Raw genomic sequence first — 19,515 nt, forward strand, 5'->3', positions numbered from 1 at the left:
TCAGGGCGTCGGGACCTGTTTGACAAGATCAAAGGTTAGGCTAACCTGAGTGACATGGTGGATGTGCTTCAGCCGGGAAGCGCCCGGCCGCGGCAACGCGACGGGCTGCGGGCGGCGAACCTCTCGCTGGGCTACCAGGGACACCCCGTCCTGCGCGACGCGGGGGTCGACCTCACCGAGGGCGCCGTCACCGTGCTGCTCGGGCCGAACGGCAGCGGCAAGTCCACGCTGCTGCGCGCGCTGGCCCGGCTGCACCGGGTGACCGAGGGCAGCATCACCCTCGCGGACGGATCCTCGGCGGCCGATCTCACCGCCCGGCAGTTCGCCCAGCGGGTGACCCTGCTCACCCAGAGCCGCCCGGTCCCCAGTGGAGTCACCGTCCGCGACGTCGTCGGCTACGGCCGCCACCCGTACCGGGGCGGCTGGCGCTCCACCGACCCCGACGGGCCGCGCGTCATCGCCTGGGCCATGGAGGTCACCGGCGTGGACACCATGGCCGGCCGGGGCGTCGACGAACTGTCCGGCGGTGAACTGCAACGGGTCTGGCTCGCCACCTGCCTCGCCCAGGACACCCGGATCATCCTGCTCGACGAACCGACCACCTTCCTCGACCTGCGCTACCAGGTGGAGATCCTCGACCTGGTCCGCGACCTCGCCGACACCCACGGCGTCGCCGTCGGCCTCGTCCTGCACGACCTCAACCAGGCCGCCGCGATCGCCGACCGGATCGTGCTGCTGCACGGCGGCCGGGTCCGGGCCGCCGGACCACCGGCCGACGTCCTCACCGAGGAGATCCTCACCGGGACCTACGGCATCCCGATCGAGGTGACCACCGACCCCGTCACCGGCCACCTCAACACCCGGCCGGTCGGCCGGCACACCCACCGGAGCACCGCCGCGGCCTGACCCGCCCCGACCACCAACCAGCCGCCCGCCGGGACCCGGCGGGCCGGTCCATCCTGCCTGTCGTCAAAGAGAGAATCATGAACCGACGCACCCTCCTCGTCACCGCCCTGTCCGGCGTACTCCTGCTCGGCGCCTGCGGCACCACCGAGCCGACCCCGACCGGGAACGATGCCGGCGCCGCCCCCAGCACCGGGCCCGTCACCTTCACCGACAGCCGGGACAAGGAGATCACCCTCGACGCCCCGGCCACCAAGGTCGTGGCCCTCGAATGGGCGGAGGTCGAGCAACTGGTCACCCTCGGCGTCATGCCGGTCGGGGTCGCCGACGTCAAGGGCTACGGCACCTGGGTGACCGCGGCCAAGCTCGACGCGTCCGTGACGGACGTCGGCACCCGCGCCGAACCGAGCGTGGACTCCATCGTCGCCCTGCAACCCGACCTCGTCCTCGCCCGCTCCAACCGCGGCGCCGAACTCGTCGCCCAGCTCGAGAAGTACGTGCCGGTGCTGGTCACCGCCGGCAGCGACACCGACGACAACCTGGGCCGGATGCGCGACGAGTTCCAGACCATCGCGACCGCGGTCGGCCGCACCGAGCAGGCGACGAAGGTGCTCGCCGACTTCGACGCCGCGATCGCCGACGGAAAGCAGAAGATCGCCGCCGCCGGCGCCGCCGGCCAGCAGTTCGCCATCGCCGACGGCTACCAGCAGGGCGGCAGCGTCTCGATCCGGATGTTCGGACAGGGCGCCTTCGTCTCCCAGATCGGCATCGCGCTCGGCCTGAAGAACGCGTGGCCAGGCGCCGGCGACCCGATGTGGGCCCTGGACCAGACCGACGTCGAAGGGCTGACCGCCATCAAGGACGCGGACGTACGCTTCTTCTACAACGCCTCCGACGGCGACGACGTCTTCGCCGGCGGCCTGTCCGGCAACCCGATCTGGCAGTCCCTCGGTTTCGTGCAGCAGAAGAAGCTGCACCGGATGCCGGACGGCATCTGGACCTTCGGCGGCCCGCTGTCCGGGATCCAGTACGCCGAGCAGCTCGTCGCGGCCTACACATCTTGAGCCAGGTCAGCACCCTGCCGCGGGTGACGCCACCGGCGTCACCCGCGCCGGCCGTCGGCCGCCTCACGGTCGCGTTCACGGTGGCGGTGGTCCTGACCGTGGCGGTCGCCCTCGTCCACCTCACCCAGGGCACGTCCTCGGTCGACGCCGTCGACCTGCTGCGGTTGGCCGTGGGTGGCGGCGACCCCGGCGCGGCCGAGGTGCTGGTCGGCTCCCGACTGCCCCGGCTCCTCGCCGGACTGACCGTCGGTGTCGCCCTCGGCTTCGCCGGCGCCGTCCTCCAGTCGCTGGCCCGCAACCCGCTGGCCTCGCCCGACACCCTCGCCGTCAACGCCGGTGCCCACCTCGCCGTGGTCGCCGTGGCCGCCGTCGGCATCAACCTGCCCGCCCTGCCGGCCGGGCTGGCCGCCTTCGCCGGCGGTCTGGCCGCCGCCGGCCTGGTGCTGGTCCTGTCGGCCGGCGGCGCCTCCGGACCGACCCGGCTCATCCTGGCCGGATCGGCGACCGCGCTGGCACTCAGCGCCCTGACCACACTGCTGATGCTCCTCTTCGAGGAGTCGACCATGGGACTCTTCGCCTGGGGCAACGGCTCGCTGGTGCAGGGCGACCTGAGCGCCGTGGCGCAACTCGCCCCGGTCGTGGCCCTGGGCGTCGCCGGCTGCCTGCTGATCGGCGGGCGGCTGGACATCCTCGCCCTCGGCGACGACACCGCCAGCGTGCTCGGCCTCGACGTCCGCCGTACCCGGCTGGTGGTGACCCTGCTCGCCGTCGGGCTCGCCGCGGCGGCGGTGACCCTGGCCGGCCCGGTCGGCTTCGTCGGACTCTGCGCACCGGTGGTCAGCCGCCTGCTCTCCCGCTGGGTGCCCGGGCTCCAGCGGCACCGGGTCCTGCTGCCCCTGTCCGGCATCGCCGGGGCCTTCCTCGTCCTGGCCTCCGACGTCGTCCTGCGCGCGACCCTCGGCGGTCAGGCCGGCGTCGACATCCCCACCGGCGTGGCCACCACCATTTTCGGCGCCGTGATCCTGGTCTGGCTGGCCCGCCGGCACCGCGACTCCGGGCCGACCCGGCAACCGCCCGCCGCCCGGCCGAACGCCGCCCGGTCCCGGACCCGGCTCGGCGTCGTCCTGGGCATCTGCGCCGGCGCGGCCGTCGGCGCCCTCGTCCTCGGCATGCTCGCCGGGGACACCTGGCTGCTCACCGGCGACGTCGTCAACTGGCTACGCGGAAACAGCGGCCTCGCGTACACGTTCGTCCTCGACCAGCGGTATCCACGCGTCGGCGCGGCACTGCTCGCCGGCGCCGCCCTCGCCATCGCCGGCACCACCGTCCAGGCGGTCTGCCGCAACCCGCTGGCCGAGCCGGGAATCCTCGGCATCACCGCCGGTGCCGGGGTCGGCGCGGTCTCCCTGCTCACCTTCGTCCCGATGGCCGGCGTCTGGGCGATGTCGACGGTGGCCGGCGGCGCCGCCCTGCTGACCTTCGCCCTGGTCTACGGCCTGGCCTGGCGGGGCGGACTCAGCTCCGACCGGCTCGTCCTGATCGGTGTCGGCGTGTCCGCCGCCGGCCTGGCGATGATCACCTTCATCGTCGTGCGCTCCGACCCGTGGAACACCGCCAAGGCGCTGACCTGGCTCTCCGGGTCGACGTACGGCCGTACCGCCCCGCAACTCCTGCCGGTCGCGATCGCCCTGCTGGTGCTCACCCCGGTCGTCGTCCTCGCCCGCCGGCACCTGGACCTGCTCTCCCTCGACGACGACACGCCACGGGTGCTCGGCGTACGGCTCGAACGCACCCGGCTGGTCGCGCTGGCCGGAGCGGCGCTGCTCACCTCCACCGCCGTCTCCGCGGTCGGCGTGATCGGGTTCGTCGGCCTCGTCGCCCCGCACCTCGCGCGGGCCCTCGTCGGCGGCCGGCACGCCCGGGTGCTGCCCGTCGCCGCCCTGCTCGGGGCGGTCCTGGTCAGCCTCGCCGACACCCTCGGCCGGACCGTCATCGCCCCTGCGCAGATCCCGGCCGGCCTGGTCACCGCCCTGATCGGCACGCCGTACTTCGTCTGGCTGCTCTGGCGCTCCCGGACCGACCGGGCGGCGACCGGATGACCCGCCCCGGCAACCGGCCATCCCGCACCCACGACCAAGGCAGGCCCCGATGACCGACCTCCGCCCCGCCCCGGAATCCGTCGCACCGTGGCGGCACTTCCACACCGAGACCGCCCGGTTGCGGCGCCTCAGCCCGTCGTTCCTGCGGGCCACGTTCACCGGCACCGACCTCGACCGGTTCGCCGACCTCGGCTACGACCTGCGGATCAAGCTCGTCTTCCCGCTCGCCGAACACGGCTTCCGGACGCTGCCCGAGGGACCGGACTGGTACCGGCGCTGGCGGTCGCTCCCCGCCGACCAGCGCAACCCGTTCCGCACGTACACGGTCCGGGCCGTACGGTGCGCGGACCGCGAGATCGACGTCGACCTGGTCCTGCACGACGGAGGTCCGCACGGCCCCGCCGCCCGCTGGGCCGCCACGGCCCGCCCCGGCGACCGGATCGTCGTCATGGGACCGGACAACGCCTACCACGGGGACCACGGCGGCCGGGAGTTCGTGCCGGCCCAGGCGGACCGCCCGATGCTGCTCGCCGGTGACGAGACCGCGGTGCCGGCGATCTGCGCCATCGCCGAGCGGCTGCCGGCCGACAGCCGGGGGGAGATCCTCATGGAGGTGCCGCTGCCGGAGGACGTCCTCGACTGTCCGGCACCCGCCGGGGTGACCGTCACCTGGCTGCCCCGGTCCGGCGCACCGCACGGCAGCCGGCTGGAACCGGCGGTCCGGGCGGCGGCCGAACGACTGTTCCCGGCCAGCCGCCCGGCCGCCGTCGAGGCCGGGGACGGCGACCCGGAGGAGATCCTCTGGGACGTCCCGGCCGGCCCGAGCTACGTGTGGCTGGCCGGTGAGGCCGGCGTCATCCGGCAGCTACGCCGGCACCTGGTGTCGACCCGGGGGATGGACCGTGGCTCCGTCGCCTTCATGGGCTACTGGCGGCAGGGGCACGCCGACCCGAGCTGACCGGGCGCTACCCGGGCGGGATCGGGGAACCCACCCGGTGCAGCGTCCCGTCCGGGTCGACGAAAGCGAACTCCCGCAGCCCGTACGGGGTGTCGGCCGGCTCACCCAACCGGCCCTCGACACCTGACCCGGCCCAGGCGGCGTGCACGGCGTCGGCGTCGGAGACGTAGAGGTAGACCGTCGCCGCCGTCCGGGCGGGGTCGTGCTCGGCCCACTCGGTGAGGTGCAGGGATATCCGGTCGCGGTCGACGAATCCGTACCGGTCGGCACCCGCGTACGGCCGCACGGTGAAGCCGAGCCGCCGGTAGCGGTCGAGCGCGGCGTCCAGGTCACGCACGGGCACGACGGGAGCGATCCGGTCGAACGTGATCTCCTCGGGCATGCGGTCCTCCACGTCGTCGACCCCGGCCGGCGTTGTTGGCCGGACGTCGGCACCGTACGACACCGGTCCGACATGCGACGGCAGGGCTCGGGAGCGGGCCCGGGGCGCCGGGGCGGGGGAGCGGCCTGGTCCACCCCGGCGCCGGGCTCGTCAGTCGACGACCGGTGGCGCGGTCCGGGCCGCTTCGGCCAGGGCCGCCGCCTCGCTGGCGTACGGGTTGTAGGTGTACGTGCGGGACAGGCCGCCGGGAACGGCGAAATACTCGGTGGACAGTTTCGCCGGATCGGTGGCGATCTCGCCGCGGGCCGGGAGGTCGTCGCCGTCGTCCCAGCCCCAAGGGGCGTTCGCCGAGTTGACCGAGCAGGCCCAGGTGCCGGTGCCGCAGCCGCCGGACGCGTCGCCGGCGAAGGTGCCGAGGTGTGCGAACAGGTCCGGGTTGGCGCGCTGCGCCCACAGGCCACCGGGGGCGAAGATGTCGACGAGCCGGTAGCGGACGTCGCGGTCGTCGGCGTGGCTCGGAGTCTCGGCCACCGTCGACGGGTAGTAGACGATGCCGTCGCCGACGATGTCGTACTGCGGGTGGGCCTTGAGACCGTGCCCCTTCGCCTCCTGGGCGGTCACCGGGTGCTGGTGCGGGTCGTGCGGCGAGGACTGGAACCGCACCGTGCCGTCCACGGTCTCCCGGCCACCGGTCCAGGTGCTGCCGGCCGGCGTGTACGAGAAGAAGTCGCCGTGCGCCACGGTCACCGCCGCCCGCAGGGTGCCGTACGTGGAGCCGTCGCGTTCCACGACGAACAGCACGCCCTCACCGTCGTTCTCGTGCTCGGTCTCGAAGAACGGATGGTCGGTCCAGTCGCGGGGATGGAAGAAGAAGTAGGTGAGGTACCAGTGGCTGGCCGTCTCCAGCACCGAGTAGTAGACGTGGGCGGCGAACGACACGTCCGGGGCGGCGGCCCGGTCCCAGTTGTTGCGCCCGGCGAGGTCGCCGTCGAAGTCGACGCGGGTGATGTAGTCGGACCGGCCGGCCAGTGCGTGGCTGCCGGTCACGTCGACGTCCTGGTAGTGGATCGGTGCCCAGCGCAGCGCCAGGTCGGCCCGGCTGACCGCGGCCCGGGCCGGCGCGGCCACGGTGAGCGTGACCGCGGCCAGCGCCAGCACCAGGGCGGCTGCCGTCCACGATCGCCGGATGGTCCGGCCACTGTCGATCATGTACGCCCCAATCACCAAACTGATAGATGGCAATCAATTTAGGTGATCGGTGGTGGCCGTCGGGTGACCACGGGGCGAAGGGTTGTCGGCCGGGCCGCTCTCACCGTGCCCGGTAAATCAGCTCGTGCGGCGTCAGGCTGCCGTAGCGGGTCCGCACCGCCACGGTCGCCCGGTGCTCACCCGGATCGGTGGCCAGCACCCACGCCCCGCCGACCGGCAGCGTCTCGGTGCCGGTGTCCGTCTCGATCCGGAACCCGTCGGCGAACGGGTGGTTCGTGACGGGACGTATCGCGGCCCACCCGTCGACCAGGTCGAGGCCGATCCCGACACCGGACAGGTCGGGGTAGAGGACGGCCGGGTCGTGCTCCAGCCGTGGCGTGCACACCAGGCCACGTTCCTGGTGTACGGGCACGAACGCGCCGGCCGCCCAGGTGCCGCCGGTCGTCGCCACCGCCGCGAAATGCGACCGCCAGACGTCGGTCTCCTCAGCGGAGAGACCGACGCCGCGGCGGACCGCCCGTACCGGCCGGCCCGCCCGGACCGCCGCCTGAAGCTGTGCCGCGCCCAGCGGCGTGCCGTCGGAGTCGACCCAGTGGCACCGGTTCTGTCCGTCGAGGACGATCCACCGGTCGAGGCCGTCGATCCACGCCTCGGTCGCCATGTGCCCCCGGGACAGGCCGACGTGATGGTCCGGCTGCCGCAGGTCGAGGCGGCGGGCCGGAATCCCGACCGCGTTGAGCGCCTGGGTCAGCACGAGCGCGTACTCGACGCAGGCGAACCGTTCGCCGGCGTCCACCCGCTCCAGGCAGGTCACCGCGTCGTCGACATCCAGGTGACCGTTCGCGTGCGCCCACCGCCGGCCGACCCACTCGGCCAGGCCGGTGGCCGTCTCCCACGCGCCGGTCGCCGGGGCGGGAATCCGCGCCCGCAGGTTGGGCTCGCGCTCCGGCGGCAACCGGAACAGTGCCGGCGGCGGGGACGTCGGCAGGACGGGCCAGGTGAGCAGTTCCAGCGACGGTGGCGGCGCGGGGGCGGCGAGCCTCCAGCGGCCGGGGCCAGTCGGGGTCGCCGCCGAACGCGGCTTCGAGCTCGCCGAAAAGCACCTCCGGTTGCCGGAAGCCGCCGTCGATCACCTCGTCGAGCAGGGCGTACGCGCCCGGGTCGCCGATCCGGTGTGCGGCGACGGCGCACCACGGCCCCCACATGTGGGTCCAGAAAACGACATCGCGCCGCAGTTCGCCGCGGTAGGCATGGATGCCCGCCCAGTCGCGGGTCCGGGTGAGATCGTCGCCCCGGGTACGCAGCTCGTTGAGCCAGTCGGCGGTGGTGGTTTCCGTCTTGTACGGTCCGGCGGCCATTCGTCCTCCTCGACGGGCGCAGCGTCCGACAGCGTGCCTGACACCGTAACGAGCCGGTCCAACGGTGGGTCCCGCGTTTGCGCTCTCGCCAGACCCGCCGAGCTGCGGGTGCGACCGGGACGGTCCGCTGCTCGGGACGCATCGGGGCCGGCCGTCCTTAACGGGAGGACGCCAGGGCGGGATGGTCGAGGATCGTAACGGTTCGGGGTTGGGGGCTTGCCGTCCACCGATCGATGTCGTAAGAATTCTTCAGGAACGCCGGATTACGTGAAGACAAGCACCAGGGGTGGAAAGTGCCGGTCGAAGGTCTGCAACGCCCTCCGTGATCCGAGGAGAGACCTTGACATCCTCCCTGCCCTAAAGGACGGGGATTCCCTTGGTCGCCCTCGGGTTTTCCTGTCTCGCCGACGACCGCCCCGTCCGAGAGGACTCTCGTTGAGGTCTTACACCGCCTCCACAGGCAATCACGGAGAGCCCCTCCGCGAGAACGTTGCGGGCCGCGTTGACGTCGCGGTCCTGGGCTGTGCCGCATCGGCAAATCCACGACCGGACGTTCAGCGGCATCCGCTCAGCGAGCGCACCGCACGTCGAGCACAGCCTGGAGGACGGAAACCAGCGGTCCACGACGACCAGGTTCCGGCCGTGCCAGTCGGCTTTGTATTCGAGCAGGGTGCGGAACTGCCGCCACGCCGCGTCGCTGATGGCGCGGGCCAGATGGTGATTTGCGAGCATGTTGCGTACGGTCAGGTCCTCGATCACGATCGTTTGGTTTTCGCGAACGAGTCGAGTGGTCAGTTTGTGCAGGTAGTCTCGGCGCCGATCGGCGATGCGGGCGTGGATGCGGGCGACCTTGGTACGGGCCTTCGCCCGGTTCGCGGAGTCTTTCTCCTTCCTGGCGAGGTTCCGCTGGGCACGGGTGAGCGCGGCCCGGTCCCGGCGTTCGTGCCGGGGGTTGACGATCTTCTCCCCTGTGGACAGGGTGAGCAGGCTGTCGAGGCCGGCGTCGATCCCGACCGCGCCCGAGGCCGGGGCGGTCTCGATCACGTCGTCGCACAGCAGCGACACGAACCAGCGGCCGGCCGCGTCCTGGCTGACCGTGACCGTGGACGGCGACGCACCTTCGGGCAGCGGACGCGACCACACGATATCGAGGGAGTCGGTCATCTTCGCCAGAGTGAGCCGGCCGTCGCGCCAGCGGAACGCGCTGGTGGTGTACTCCGCCGACCGCCGCGAGCGTTTCCTGCTCTTGAACGTCGGGTATCTGGCGCGCCTGGCCCAGAAGTTGGTGAACGCGGCCTGCAGGTGTCGCAGCGCCTGCTGCAACGGTACGGACGAGACCTCGTTGAGGAACGCCAGTTCCCCACTCTTCTTCCATCCGGTGAGCAGGGCCGAGGTGGTGTTGTAGTTGATCCGTTCCCGGCGCAGCGTCCATGCCTCGGTGCGGGCCCCCAACGCCATGTTGTAGACCAGCCGGACACACCCGAACGTGCGGGCAAGTTCGCCGGCCTGCTCGGGGGTCGGGTAGAAGCGGTACTTGAACGCCCGCTTCACTCCCCTTCTGGTCACGGCTCGCAAGTTAGCAGACCAGACATTGGACCTCGCGGTGGCGTGTGGGCGGACGCCCGCTCGCCCCGACGGCGAACCCGTTTTTCCTGCCCTGCCCCACAGGGGTTTCGTTTCCTCCCCGGCCTGAAGGCCGGAGTAGCCACGGAAGGATTCCGATGAAAAGGCGTGACATTCTGGGTCGCGTCGCCGCCGCCGGCGTACTCGCCACCCCCGCCGCCGCCCTGCTCGGCGGCTGCGCACTCGGCGGCGGCGGTGACGACGGTGACGGCGGCGACGCCAACCGGGCCGAGAAGACGGCCGACAACCCGCTCGGCGTCAAGACGGACGCCCCGCTCGAGGTCGTCATCTTCAACGGCGGCTTCGGCGAGGAGTACGCCAAGGCCCACCAGGCGATGTACAACGAGAAGCACCCCCAGGCGAAGATCACCCACTCCGCCACCCCGGAGATCAGCAAGACCCTGCAACCCCGCTTCGTCGACGGCACCCCGCCCGACGTGGTGAACAACTCCGGCGCCGGCCAGATCGACTTCAACGGTCTGGTCTCGCAGGACGCGCTCGCCGACCTCGGCGAGGTGCTCGACGCGCCCAGCCTCGACATCCCGGGCAAGACCGTCCGCGACACCCTGCTGCCCGGCGCCGTCGAGGTCGGCTCCTACGACGGCCGGTTCCTGGTCATGAACTACACCTACACCGTGTACGGCATCTGGCACTCCGCCAAGCTGTTCGCCGACCGGGGCTGGACCGACGCGAAGACCTGGGACGACCACATCGCGCTCTGCCGGCAGATCAAGGCCGCCGGCATCGCCCCGTGGACGTACGCCGGCAAGCACCCCCGCTACATGAGCTGGCCGGTGATCTCCACGGCCATCAAGTTCGGCGGACCCGAGGTCGCCACCGCGATCGACAACCTCGAACCCAACGCGTGGAAGTCCGACGCGATGAGGACCGCCGCCGACGCCTGGCACCAGATCGTCAAGGACGGCTACATCCTCGCCGGCTCACCCGGCCTGGACCACGTGCAGTCGCAGACCGCCTGGTGCCAGGGGCAGGCCGCCTTCATCTCCTGCGGCTCCTGGCTGGAGAGCGAGCAGAAGAAGGTCACCCCGGAGGGCTTCGACATGGCCGTCGCCCCGACGCCGAGCCTCGGCGCCGGGGACAAGTTGCCGTACGAGGCGATCCGCGGCACCGCCGGCGAGCCGTTCGTGGTGCCGGCCAAGGGCAAGAACGTCGCCGGCGGCCTGGAGTACCTGCGGGTCATGCTGTCGATGAAGGGTGCCCAGGACTTCACCCGCAAGGTCTCCAGCCTGACCGTGGTGGCCGGCAGCACCGAGGGCGTCGAACTGCCGCCCGGGCTGACCAGCGTCGTCAAGGCGCTCGACGCGTCCGCGACCAACGGCTTCAACTGGGTCTACCCCTCGTACTACCGCAAGCTGGAGCGCAATCTCGTCGACGCCGCCTGCGGCGAGTTCTTCAGTGGACGGATCGGACCGGCCGAGTTCCTCGACCAGTGCCAGAAGGGCGCGGACGAGATCGCCGCCGACAGTTCGATCACCAAGTACAAGCGGGCCTAGCAGCCACGCCGACGCGGGACCGTCCGCCGGTCCCGCGTCGGCCTCCGTGGGCAGGAAGAATCTCCGTGAGACATGGCAAGTATCCGCTGATCGTCACCTTCCTGGTGCCGCCGCTGCTGCTCTACGGCATCTTCGTGCTGTCGCCGTACCTGCAGGCGTTCCAGATCTCGACCACCAACTGGCTCGGCTACTCCGCGGAGGCCGACTTCGTCGGGCTGGAGAACTTCGCCACGCTGCTGCGCGACGGCTACGTCTGGAACGCGATCAAGAACAACGCGGTCCTGCTCCTGGTGCTGCCGCTGGTGACGATCGGGCTGGGCCTGTTCTTCGCCACCATGCTCAACATGGGTGGCCGGCGCGGCCGGGCCGGTGTGGTCGGGGTGACCGGTACCGCCGCCTACCGGCTGGTCTACTTCTTCCCGCAGGTGTTGTCCGTGGTGATCATCGCGATCATCTGGCGGGAGGTCTACCACCCCAACAACGGCCTGCTGAACGCCACCCTCGGGACGTTCGGCATAACCGGGCCGACCTGGCTCGGCGACCCGCGCTTCGCGTTCTGGTGCGTGCTCGCCGTGCTGATCTGGAGCAACGTCGGCTTCTACGTGGTGCTGTTCGGCGCCGCCATGCAGGCCATCCCGCGCGACATCTACGAGGCGGTCATGCTCGACGGGGCGTCGCGGTTCGTGACCCTGTTCAAGGTCACCATTCCGTTGCTGTGGGACACCGTCCAGGTCGCCTGGATCTATCTGGCCATCGCCGCCCTCGACGGGTTCATCCTGGTGCAGTTGATGACCAACGGCGGACCGAATTTCTCGTCCGACGTGATCGGCCTGCGGATGTACGACACCGCCTTCGGTAGTGAGACCAAGTTCGGGTATGCCTCCGCGATCGGTGTCGTCATGTTCTTCCTGACCCTCTCGGTGGCGGTGCTGGCCCTGCGCGCCGCCCGGCGTGATCGGATCGAATACTCATGAGCGAGCGTTGCGAGGCGACCCCGTGACCGTTCTTGATCGGTCTACCTCCGATGTGGCGAAGGTCCGCGAGAGCGATCCGGCCCCGCGCCGCGAGACCGGCGTCGCCAACGCCTTCTCGCACGGCTTCCTGCTGCTGTGGGGACTGCTGACCGCGTTCCCGCTGCTGTGGGTGCTGGTCAGCTCGTTCAAGAGCGACGCGGAGATCCTCGGCGACCCGTGGGGGCTGCCGTCCGCGCTGCGCCTGGAGAACTGGGCCCGGGCCTGGACCGAGGCGAACATCGGCCAGTACTTCCTCAACAGCGCGATCGTCGTCGCCGGCTCGCTGACCCTGACGATGTTCTTCGGCGCCACCGCCGCGTACGTCTTCGCCCGCTACGAGTTCCGCGGCCGGCAGCTCGCCTACTACCTGTTCGTCGGCGGGATGATGTTCCCGGTGTTCCTGGCCCTGGTGCCGTTGTTCTTCGTCGTCCGCAACGCCGGGCTGTTCGGCACCTGGACCGGCCTGGTCCTGGTGTACGCCGCGTACTCGCTGCCGTTCACCGTGTTCTTCCTGACCGCGTTCTTCCGTACGCTGCCGACCTCGGTCGCCGAGGCCGCGCTGATCGACGGCTGCGGCCACTTCCGGCTGTTCTTCCGGGTGATGCTGCCGATGGCGCGGCCGGGGCTGATCAGCATCGCGATCTTCAACTTCCTCAGTCACTGGAACCAGTTCATCCTGCCCCAGGTGCTGATGCAGGGCGACGAGTCGAAGTGGGTGCTGGCGCAGGGGCTGGCGGCGCTCGCGATCAACCAGGGTTACGAGGGCGACTACAGCGGCCTGTTCGCCGGCCTCACCCTCGCGATGCTCCCGGTCCTGGTCGTCTACATCGCCTTCCAGCGCCAGATCCAGAGCGGACTGACGGCCGGCCAGCTGAAGTGATCCGCGTCGTCGTGATCGTCTGCTGATCAGGCGGTCGACACGCCGTGTGGGCAACGGCGGAACAGCAGACGATCACGGCAGAACGCCAGCTCCGAGCAGGCGGTGGTGCAGGGCGGCCGGGTCGGTGACGTCGGGCAGGGTCCGGGCGGCCAGCCACGCCGCGCCGGCCGCGCCGTCCCCGGCGGTCACCAGGGGAGCGGCCGGCCACCGTTCGCGCAGCGCGTCGCCGAGCGCGGCCGAGAGCGGCGTGTCCCCGGTCAGCAGCCCGCCGCCGAGCACGATGGGGCCGCGGTCGCCGTCGCCGCGGATCCGGCCGACGCTGCCGGCCAGCAGGCGGGCGGCCGTGGCGATGACGTCGGCGGCGACGGGGTCGTCGGCGCGCGCGGCGCGGACGACGAGCGGGGCGAGGGCGGCCAGGGCGATCGGTGGGCGGGCGGTGACGGCCTGGACGAGGGCGTCGACGGTGCGCCGGGCCGGTCCGGCGCGGGGACCGCCGCCGGTGGCCGGGTCGCCGAGCAGTTCGGTCATCACCAGGTCGGGTAGGCCAGACCGTGGCTGACCGGTTTCGATCGCCGCGAGGGTGCGCCGTACGGCTTCCCGGCCGAGCCAGAATCCGGAGCCGGCGTCGCCGAGCAGCCAGCCGTGGCCGTCGGCGACCCGGTGCAGGGTGAGGTCGCGGATCTCGCCGGCGATGGCCCCGGTGCCGGCGATGACGATGCTGCCGTCGGGGTGCGGGGTGCCGGAGGCGTACGCGGCGAGGGCGTCGCCGGTGACGTCGTACCCGCAGCGCAGGCCGACCTGGTCCCAGACCCGGTCGAAGGCGGCGCGGGCGACCGGGTCGGCGAGTAGCCGGCCGGCGCCGGCGAGCCCCATGGCGGCGGCGCTGACCCGGCCGGGGTCGACCGGGGCGAGGGCGGCGGTGAGGGCGAGCCGCAGTTCGCCGGCGGCGGCGTCGGCGCCGTGCGTGGTGGGGTTGCCGCCGCCGGCGCGGCCCCGGCCGAGGACGGTGCCGGTGGTGGTCGCGACCAGCGCGCGGGTGGAGGTGCCGCCGATGTCGAGCCCCACCACGAGGGATTCGCTCATGAACCCTGGCCGCCTCTGCCGATGAAGTCGATGGAGCCGTCGGATCTGCGGCGTCCATGCTGCGCGGCGCGGCGGTCGCGGGCAACCCCGGGGTCCGGCAATCAGTGCCGGGCCGAGGTAACAGTTTGAAAACTTCACCCATGGCCTTGACAGGGAGGGGCCTTTAGTAAGAACTTTTACCACTAACAGTTAACACTCCTTTCCGAAAGGCGAAGGCATGGCTGAACGCGAGGTGGACGTCGCCGCGGTGACCGCCGTGGTCGACTCCTCCGCGGGCAGCCGCCGGCCCGCCGCACCCCCGTCGCTGTCGGTCGCCGACGACGGTGCCCTGCTGCGCGTACGGGCCCGGTTGCCCGAGTTCACCGGCGCCCTGCTGCGGGTCGCCGACCAGGTGCTCAGCGACCCCGACGCCGCCGCCCGGGCGACCATCGTCGAACTGGCCGAACGCAGCGGCACCTCGCCCGCCACGGTCACCCGCTTCTGCCGCGCGCTGGGCTACGAGGGGTACGCCGAACTGCGGCTCGGCATCGCCGCCGAGACCGGCCGGGCCCGCTCCGCCGGCTGGAGCATCGACATCGGCCGGGAGATCCAGCCCGGCGACCCGCTCGACCGGGTGCTCGACCAGATCATGGCGGCCGACACCCGGGCCATGCACGACACCGCCGCGCTGCTCGACCTGGCCGAGGTCGAGCGCGCCGCCGACGCCATCGCCGGCGCGCAGCGGGTCAACATCTTCGGCGCCAGCGGTAGCGCGCTGGTCGGCGAGGAACTGCAGTTCAGCCTGCACCGCATCGGTGTGGCGGCCTGGGCCTGGACCGACGTGCACAACGGACTGGCCAGCGCCGCCCTCCAGCGGGCCGGTGACGTCGCCGTCGGGATCTCCCACAGTGGACAGACCCGGGAGACGATCGAGATGCTCGCCGAGGCCGGCAGCCACGGCGCCACCACGGTCGCGCTGACCAGCTTCCCGCGCTCGCCGCTGGCCGAGCTGGCCGACATCGTGCTGGTGACCGCCACCCAGGCGACCACCTTCCGGCCCGACGCGCTCTCCGCCCGGCACCCGCAACTGGTGGTGCTCGACCTGCTCTACATCGCGGTGGCGCAGCGTACCCACGACGTGGCGCACGCGGCGTTCCAGCGCACCGCCCAGGCCGTCGACGGTCACAAGGCCGCCAAGGACGGGGGTGCGGCGTGACCGGGCTTGACGAGCGCAGCGAGAGGGGCCACGTGGTCAGCATGCAGGGGTACGCGGACGCCGTACGGCCGGTTCTCGACCGGCTGCTCGACTCCGAGGCCGCCGGCATCGCCCGGGCCGCCGACCTGATCGCCGGGAGCCTGCGCGAAGGCGGTGTGCTCCAGGCGTTCGGCGCCGGCCACTCCGAGGCGTTCGCCGCCGAACTCGTCGCCCGGGCCGGCGGGCTGGTGCCCACCAACCAGCTGTCGCTACGCGACCTGGTGTTGCACGGCGACGCCTCCCGGGACGTGCTCGGCGACCCCAAGCTCGAACGCGACCCCGCAATCGCCCACCAGATCTACGCGCTCGCGGCGCCACAGCCGCGTGACGTGTTCGTGGTGGCGTCCCAGTCCGGCATCAACGGCTCGGTCGTCGAGCTGGCGACGCTGGTCAAGGCCCGCGGCCACCACCTGGTCGCGGTCACCTCCGTCGAGCACACCGCGCGGGTCGCACCACGGCACCCGTCCGGCCAGCGGCTCGCCGACATCGCCGACGTCGTGCTGGACAACGGCGCGCCGTACGGCGACGCACTGCTGCCGCTGACCAGCGGCGGCGCGGTCTGTGCGGTCTCCTCGGTCACCGCGGCGCTGCTCGCGCAGCTGCTGACCGCAGAGGTCGTACGACGGTTCCAAGTAGCCGGTGAGGTACCCCCGATCTACCTCTCCGCGAACGTCCCCGGCGGGGACGAACACAACACCGCGCTCGAGTCGCGGTACGCCGGACGTATCCGGCGCACCGCCTGACCCGTGCCATCCGATAACTCGAATTCGACGCGACGTAACCGATCCGAGGAGCGAGACATGTCCGCAACCCCCGACAACACGTCGGACCTCACCCGGCGCACGGTTCTGCGCCGGGCCGCCACGGTCGGCCTGCTCGCCACGCCGGCCGCCGGCCTGCTCAGCGCCTGTGTCGGCAGCGGTGGCGACGAGCCCCAGGAGCAGGCGGAGGGCGAGAAGACCGCCGAGAACCCGCTCGGTGTCGACCCGAAGGCGCCGCTGGAGATCGTGATCTTCAACGGTGGCTACGGCGAGAAGTACGCCACCGACGTGCACCAGCCGCTGTACAAGACGAAGTTCCCCGAGGCCGAGATCAAGCACTCGGCGACGCAGGAGATCGCGACCACGCTCCAGCCGCGGTTCGCCGGCGGCAACCCGCCGGACTTCGTGAACAACTCCGGCACCAAGTTCATGGACTTCGGCGCGCTGGTGCAGGACGGCCAGATGCAGGACCTGACCGAACTGTTCGACGCCCCGTCGGTCGACGACCCGGCCAAGAAGGTCCGCGACACCCTGATCGCCGGCACCGTCGAGCAGGGCGTCTACAACGGCAAGCCGTTCGTGCTCTTCTACGTCTTCACCGTGTACGGCCTGTGGTACTCCGACAAGCTGTTCAAGGAGAAGGGCTGGGCGCCGCCGAAGACCTGGGCGGAGTTCACCGCGCTGCTGGACACCATCAAGGCCGCCGGCATCACGCCGTACTCGTACGCCGGCAAGAACGCCCCGTACTACCAGTACCTGGTGATCCTGTCGACGGCCGCGAAGATCGGTGGACCGGACGTCCTGAAGAACATCGACAACCTGCAGGACGGCGCGTGGACGGCCGAGCCGGTCAAGCAGGCCGCCGAACTGTGGGCGGAGATCGGCGCCAAGTACATGGACAAGAGCCACGAGGGTCTGATCCACACCGAGGTGCAGCTTCAGCAGAACCAGGGCAAGGTGGCGTTCTACCCCAGCGGTTCGTGGCTGGAGGCCGAGCAGACCCAGTCGACGCCGGACGGCTTCAACTACGCGGTGATGCCGATCCCGTCGGCGACCTCGGCGGACAAGCTGCCGGGGACCGCGGTGTACGCGGCCCCCGGTGAGGGCTACTTCGTCGCCGCCAAGGGCAAGAACCCGCGCGGCGGCATGGAGTACATGCGCCAGATGCTGTCGAAGGCCGGCACCAAGGGCTTCATCGAGCTCAACAAGTCGCTGACCGCGGTCGCGGGCTCGTCCGACGGCATCCCGCTGACGCCCGGCCTGACCAGCGCCAGCGCCGCGCTGTCCGCGTCCGCGCAGGACGCCTTCAACTACCGGTTCCCGGACTGGTACAAGGAGCTGGACACCGAGCTGCGTACCGCGACCAACGCCCTGATGTTCGGGCGGGAGAACGCCACGCAGTTCGTCGAGCGGATGCAGAAGAAGGCGGACGCCATCAAGTCCGACTCGTCCATCACGAAGTTCTCGCGCTGATCGGAGTACCGGGGTCATGCGGCACGGCAAGTACCCGTTCGTCATAGGGTTCCTTCTGGCACCCGTGACGCTGTACGTCGTTTTCGTCATCGCGCCGTACGCGCAGGCGTTCTACATGGCGGCGACCAACTGGCGCGGCCTGTCGCCGGGACAGTTCGTCGGGTTCGAAAACTTCGAGCGTCTGTTCCAGGACGACGTTTTCTGGAAGGCGTTGCAGCACCACGGCGTTCTGCTGCTTGCCCTGCCGCTGCTCACGATCGCGATCGCCCTGTTCCTGGCGTTCATGCTGAACGTCGGCGGCGGGGCGAAGCAGGGGGTCATGGTCGGGGTCCGGGGGTCGAAGTTCTACCGGGTGGTGTTCTTCCTCCCCCAGGTCCTGGCCGTGGCCATCCTCGGTGTGCTGTTCCAGGCGGTGTACCGCGCCGACGAGTCGGGTCTGATCAACGGTCTGCTCGGCGGCCTCGGCATGGAACCGCTCGGCTTCCTGATCAATCCCGACATCGCCCTGTGGTCGATCATCGGGGTGCTGGTCTGGCAGGCCGTCGGCTTCTACGTCGTACTGTTCTCCGCCGGGATGGCGTCGATCCCGAAGGACATCTACGAGGCGGCGATGCTCGACGGCGCCTCCCGGGTCGGCCTGTTCTTCCGGGTCACCATCCCGCTGCTGTGGGACACGCTCCAGGTCGCCTGGGTCTATCTGGGCATCATGGCGTTCGACGCGTTCGCGATCGTCTGGACGCTCTCGGTCGACCAGGGCGGCCCGGACGGGTCGACCACGGTGCTCGGCGCCGAGATCTACCGGAACGCGTTCGTCTTCTCGAAGTACGGCTACGCCTCGGCGATGGGCGTCGCGCTGTTCTTCCTGACGCTCACCTTCGCCGCGCTGAGCCTGCGGGTCAGCCGGCGCGAATCCGTCGAGATGTGAGGGAGGTCGGACGATGACCATCGGTACTGACAAACCCGCCCCGGTCCAGCCCGCCCCGCCTCCGTCCCGGGGGGCGCGGCGGCACGGCCGGGAGGGCACCAAACGCGAGGTCGGCCTGCTGTCCTCGGTCGGACACATCTTCCTGGTGGTGTGGGCGGCGCTGGTGATCCTGCCGCTGCTGTGGACCTTCCTCGCGTCGTTCAAGAACAACGAAGAGATCTTCGGCAACGCCTGGTCGCTGCCGGGTGCGCTGCGGTTCGAGAACTGGGCCCGCGCCTGGGAAGAGGCGCACGTCGGCCAGTACTTCCTGAACAGCGTCTTCGTCGTCGGGGTGAGCACCTTCGGCACGATGCTGCTCGGTTCGATGGCCGCGTACGTCCTGGCCCGTTACAAGTTCTTCGGCAACCGGGCGATCTACTACCTGTTCGTCTCGGGGCTGGCGTTCCCGGTGTTCCTGGCCCTGGTGCCGCTGTTCTTCGTGGTCCGCAACCTGGGCCTGTTCAACACCCACACCGGGCTGATCCTGGTCTACATCTCGTATTCGCTGCCGTTCACGGTGTTCTTCCTGGCGGCGTTCTTCAAGACGTTGCCGAACTCGGTGGCCGAGGCGGCGATGATCGACGGCTGCTCGCATACCCGGCTGTTCTTCCGGGTGATGATGCCGATGGCGAAGCCGGGCCTGATCAGCATCACCATCTTCAACATCATCGGGCAGTGGAACCAGTACATCCTGCCGCTGGCGATCATTCCCGGCACCGATGTCGAGGACAAGTGGGTGCTGACCCAGGGCATCGCCAACATCAACACCTCGGCCGGCTTCAACGCCGACTGGGGCGGCCTGTTCGCCGCGCTGACCATGGCGATCCTGCCGATGATCATCATATACGCCATCTTCCAACGCCAGATCCAGTCCGGCCTCACCGCCGGCGCCGTCAAGTAGTTCCCCGCGATCTTGCACTTGTCGCCCGACAAATCCGACGAACAGGGGAGATAACCGCAAGATCGCGAGAGCCCGGGATGGCGAGAGTTGTCGCAG

General features: G+C 70.8%; 17 protein-coding genes. 12 read left to right on the plus strand and 5 right to left on the minus strand.

Annotation, left to right across the window (positions count from 1 at the left end):
* Positions 1-54: 54 nt before the first annotated feature.
* From QCD66_RS10585 to QCD66_RS10600, 4 genes are all read left to right on the plus strand, one after another.
* Entirely contained in the window at positions 55-906 is an 852-nt protein-coding gene (locus tag QCD66_RS10585; protein ID WP_375734080.1) for an ABC transporter ATP-binding protein, read from the plus strand.
* A 77-nt stretch (positions 907-983) separates the two neighbouring features.
* Positions 984-1,967: an iron-siderophore ABC transporter substrate-binding protein gene (locus QCD66_RS10590; RefSeq protein ID WP_364215093.1), complete on the plus strand. Its 984-nt coding sequence runs from the start codon at positions 984-986 to the stop codon at positions 1,965-1,967.
* A gap of 23 nt (positions 1,968-1,990) precedes the next feature.
* Positions 1,991-4,066, plus strand: a complete 2,076-nt coding sequence (locus QCD66_RS10595) for an iron ABC transporter permease (protein ID WP_407567097.1) — start codon at positions 1,991-1,993, stop codon at positions 4,064-4,066.
* A 49-nt stretch (positions 4,067-4,115) separates the two neighbouring features.
* The gene (locus QCD66_RS10600) at positions 4,116-5,024 is read left to right on the plus strand and encodes a siderophore-interacting protein (RefSeq protein WP_375734082.1); all 909 of its coding nucleotides are present in this window, start codon (positions 4,116-4,118) and stop codon (positions 5,022-5,024) included.
* A 7-nt stretch (positions 5,025-5,031) separates the two neighbouring features.
* Here QCD66_RS10600 and QCD66_RS10605 read toward each other — a convergent pair whose 3' ends face one another.
* The 4 genes from QCD66_RS10605 to QCD66_RS10620 all read right to left on the minus strand — a co-directional run bounded on the left by QCD66_RS10605 (position 5,032) and on the right by QCD66_RS10620 (position 9,779).
* Positions 5,032-5,406, minus strand: a complete 375-nt coding sequence (locus tag QCD66_RS10605; protein WP_375734083.1) for a bleomycin resistance protein — start codon at positions 5,404-5,406, stop codon at positions 5,032-5,034.
* Positions 5,407-5,556: 150 nt separating this feature from the next.
* Positions 5,557-6,615 carry a hypothetical protein gene (locus QCD66_RS10610; RefSeq protein ID WP_375734084.1) on the minus strand — a complete coding sequence of 353 codons (1,059 nt, stop codon included), beginning with the start codon at positions 6,613-6,615 and terminating at the stop codon, positions 5,557-5,559.
* A 100-nt stretch (positions 6,616-6,715) separates the two neighbouring features.
* Positions 6,716-7,570: a transglutaminase domain-containing protein gene (locus QCD66_RS10615; protein WP_375734085.1), complete on the minus strand. Its 855-nt coding sequence runs from the start codon at positions 7,568-7,570 to the stop codon at positions 6,716-6,718.
* A 760-nt stretch (positions 7,571-8,330) separates the two neighbouring features.
* Positions 8,331-9,779 (minus strand): RNA-guided endonuclease InsQ/TnpB family protein, encoded by a 1,449-nt coding sequence (locus QCD66_RS10620; RefSeq protein WP_407567098.1) that lies wholly within the window; start codon positions 9,777-9,779, stop codon positions 8,331-8,333.
* Here QCD66_RS10620 and ngcE (QCD66_RS10625) point away from each other — a divergent pair.
* From ngcE (QCD66_RS10625) to QCD66_RS10635, 3 genes are all read left to right on the plus strand, one after another.
* Positions 9,695-11,110 carry an N-acetylglucosamine/diacetylchitobiose ABC transporter substrate-binding protein gene (gene ngcE, locus QCD66_RS10625; protein ID WP_357539484.1) on the plus strand — a complete coding sequence of 472 codons (1,416 nt, stop codon included), beginning with the start codon at positions 9,695-9,697 and terminating at the stop codon, positions 11,108-11,110. The two genes, QCD66_RS10620 and ngcE (QCD66_RS10625), sit on opposite strands and share 85 nt — an antisense overlap.
* Positions 11,111-11,175: 65 nt before the next feature.
* On the plus strand, positions 11,176-12,084 hold the full coding sequence (locus QCD66_RS10630; RefSeq protein WP_357539482.1) for a sugar ABC transporter permease: 909 nt from the start codon (positions 11,176-11,178) through the stop codon (positions 12,082-12,084).
* A gap of 22 nt (positions 12,085-12,106) precedes the next feature.
* Positions 12,107-13,003, plus strand: a complete 897-nt coding sequence (locus QCD66_RS10635; protein WP_375734087.1) for a carbohydrate ABC transporter permease — start codon at positions 12,107-12,109, stop codon at positions 13,001-13,003.
* 72 nt (positions 13,004-13,075) lie between these two features.
* Here QCD66_RS10635 and QCD66_RS10640 read toward each other — a convergent pair whose 3' ends face one another.
* Positions 13,076-14,086, minus strand: coding sequence for an N-acetylglucosamine kinase (locus QCD66_RS10640; protein WP_375734088.1), 1,011 nt, complete (start codon positions 14,084-14,086; stop codon positions 13,076-13,078).
* A 217-nt stretch (positions 14,087-14,303) separates the two neighbouring features.
* Here QCD66_RS10640 and QCD66_RS10645 point away from each other — a divergent pair, with 217 nt between their 5' ends.
* Genes QCD66_RS10645 through QCD66_RS10665 form a run of 5 tightly spaced genes read left to right on the plus strand, consistent with a single transcriptional unit; the run spans position 14,304 to position 19,419 of the window.
* Complete coding sequence (locus QCD66_RS10645) at positions 14,304-15,281, plus strand: MurR/RpiR family transcriptional regulator (RefSeq protein WP_364215068.1); 978 nt, start codon at positions 14,304-14,306, stop codon at positions 15,279-15,281.
* A gap of 32 nt (positions 15,282-15,313) precedes the next feature.
* A complete protein-coding gene (locus tag QCD66_RS10650) occupies positions 15,314-16,063 on the plus strand; it encodes an SIS domain-containing protein (protein WP_364215589.1) in 750 nt (249 codons plus the stop codon).
* Positions 16,064-16,120: 57 nt separating this feature from the next.
* Positions 16,121-17,554 carry an N-acetylglucosamine/diacetylchitobiose ABC transporter substrate-binding protein gene (ngcE, locus tag QCD66_RS10655; protein WP_364215065.1) on the plus strand — a complete coding sequence of 478 codons (1,434 nt, stop codon included), beginning with the start codon at positions 16,121-16,123 and terminating at the stop codon, positions 17,552-17,554.
* A 16-nt stretch (positions 17,555-17,570) separates the two neighbouring features.
* Positions 17,571-18,479: a sugar ABC transporter permease gene (locus tag QCD66_RS10660; protein ID WP_357539473.1), complete on the plus strand. Its 909-nt coding sequence runs from the start codon at positions 17,571-17,573 to the stop codon at positions 18,477-18,479.
* Between the two features lie 13 nt (positions 18,480-18,492).
* Positions 18,493-19,419 carry a carbohydrate ABC transporter permease gene (locus QCD66_RS10665; protein ID WP_364215061.1) on the plus strand — a complete coding sequence of 309 codons (927 nt, stop codon included), beginning with the start codon at positions 18,493-18,495 and terminating at the stop codon, positions 19,417-19,419.
* The last annotated feature ends 96 nt before the right edge of the window (positions 19,420-19,515 follow it).

Origin of the sequence: Polymorphospora sp. A560, from assembly GCF_045781765.1 — a bacterium.
Taxonomy (GTDB): Bacteria; Actinomycetota; Actinomycetes; order Mycobacteriales; family Micromonosporaceae; genus Polymorphospora; species Polymorphospora lycopeni.

Excerpts from the sequence above, each read along its gene's own strand:
- ngcE (WP_364215065.1), top strand. The coding sequence starts at position 16,121 with ATGTCCGCAACCCCCGACAACACGTCGGACCTCACCCGGCGCACGGTT.
- QCD66_RS10600 (WP_375734082.1), top strand. The coding sequence starts at position 4,116 with ATGACCGACCTCCGCCCCGCCCCGGAATCCGTCGCACCGTGGCGGCAC.
- QCD66_RS10610 (WP_375734084.1), bottom strand. The coding sequence starts at position 6,615 with ATGATCGACAGTGGCCGGACCATCCGGCGATCGTGGACGGCAGCCGCC.
- QCD66_RS10585 (WP_375734080.1), top strand. The coding sequence starts at position 55 with ATGGTGGATGTGCTTCAGCCGGGAAGCGCCCGGCCGCGGCAACGCGAC.
- QCD66_RS10660 (WP_357539473.1), top strand. The coding sequence starts at position 17,571 with ATGCGGCACGGCAAGTACCCGTTCGTCATAGGGTTCCTTCTGGCACCC.
- QCD66_RS10665 (WP_364215061.1), top strand. The coding sequence starts at position 18,493 with ATGACCATCGGTACTGACAAACCCGCCCCGGTCCAGCCCGCCCCGCCT.
- ngcE (WP_357539484.1), top strand. The coding sequence starts at position 9,695 with ATGAAAAGGCGTGACATTCTGGGTCGCGTCGCCGCCGCCGGCGTACTC.
- QCD66_RS10590 (WP_364215093.1), top strand. The coding sequence starts at position 984 with ATGAACCGACGCACCCTCCTCGTCACCGCCCTGTCCGGCGTACTCCTG.
- QCD66_RS10645 (WP_364215068.1), top strand. The coding sequence starts at position 14,304 with ATGGCTGAACGCGAGGTGGACGTCGCCGCGGTGACCGCCGTGGTCGAC.
- QCD66_RS10640 (WP_375734088.1), bottom strand. The coding sequence starts at position 14,086 with ATGAGCGAATCCCTCGTGGTGGGGCTCGACATCGGCGGCACCTCCACC.
- QCD66_RS10605 (WP_375734083.1), bottom strand. The coding sequence starts at position 5,406 with ATGCCCGAGGAGATCACGTTCGACCGGATCGCTCCCGTCGTGCCCGTG.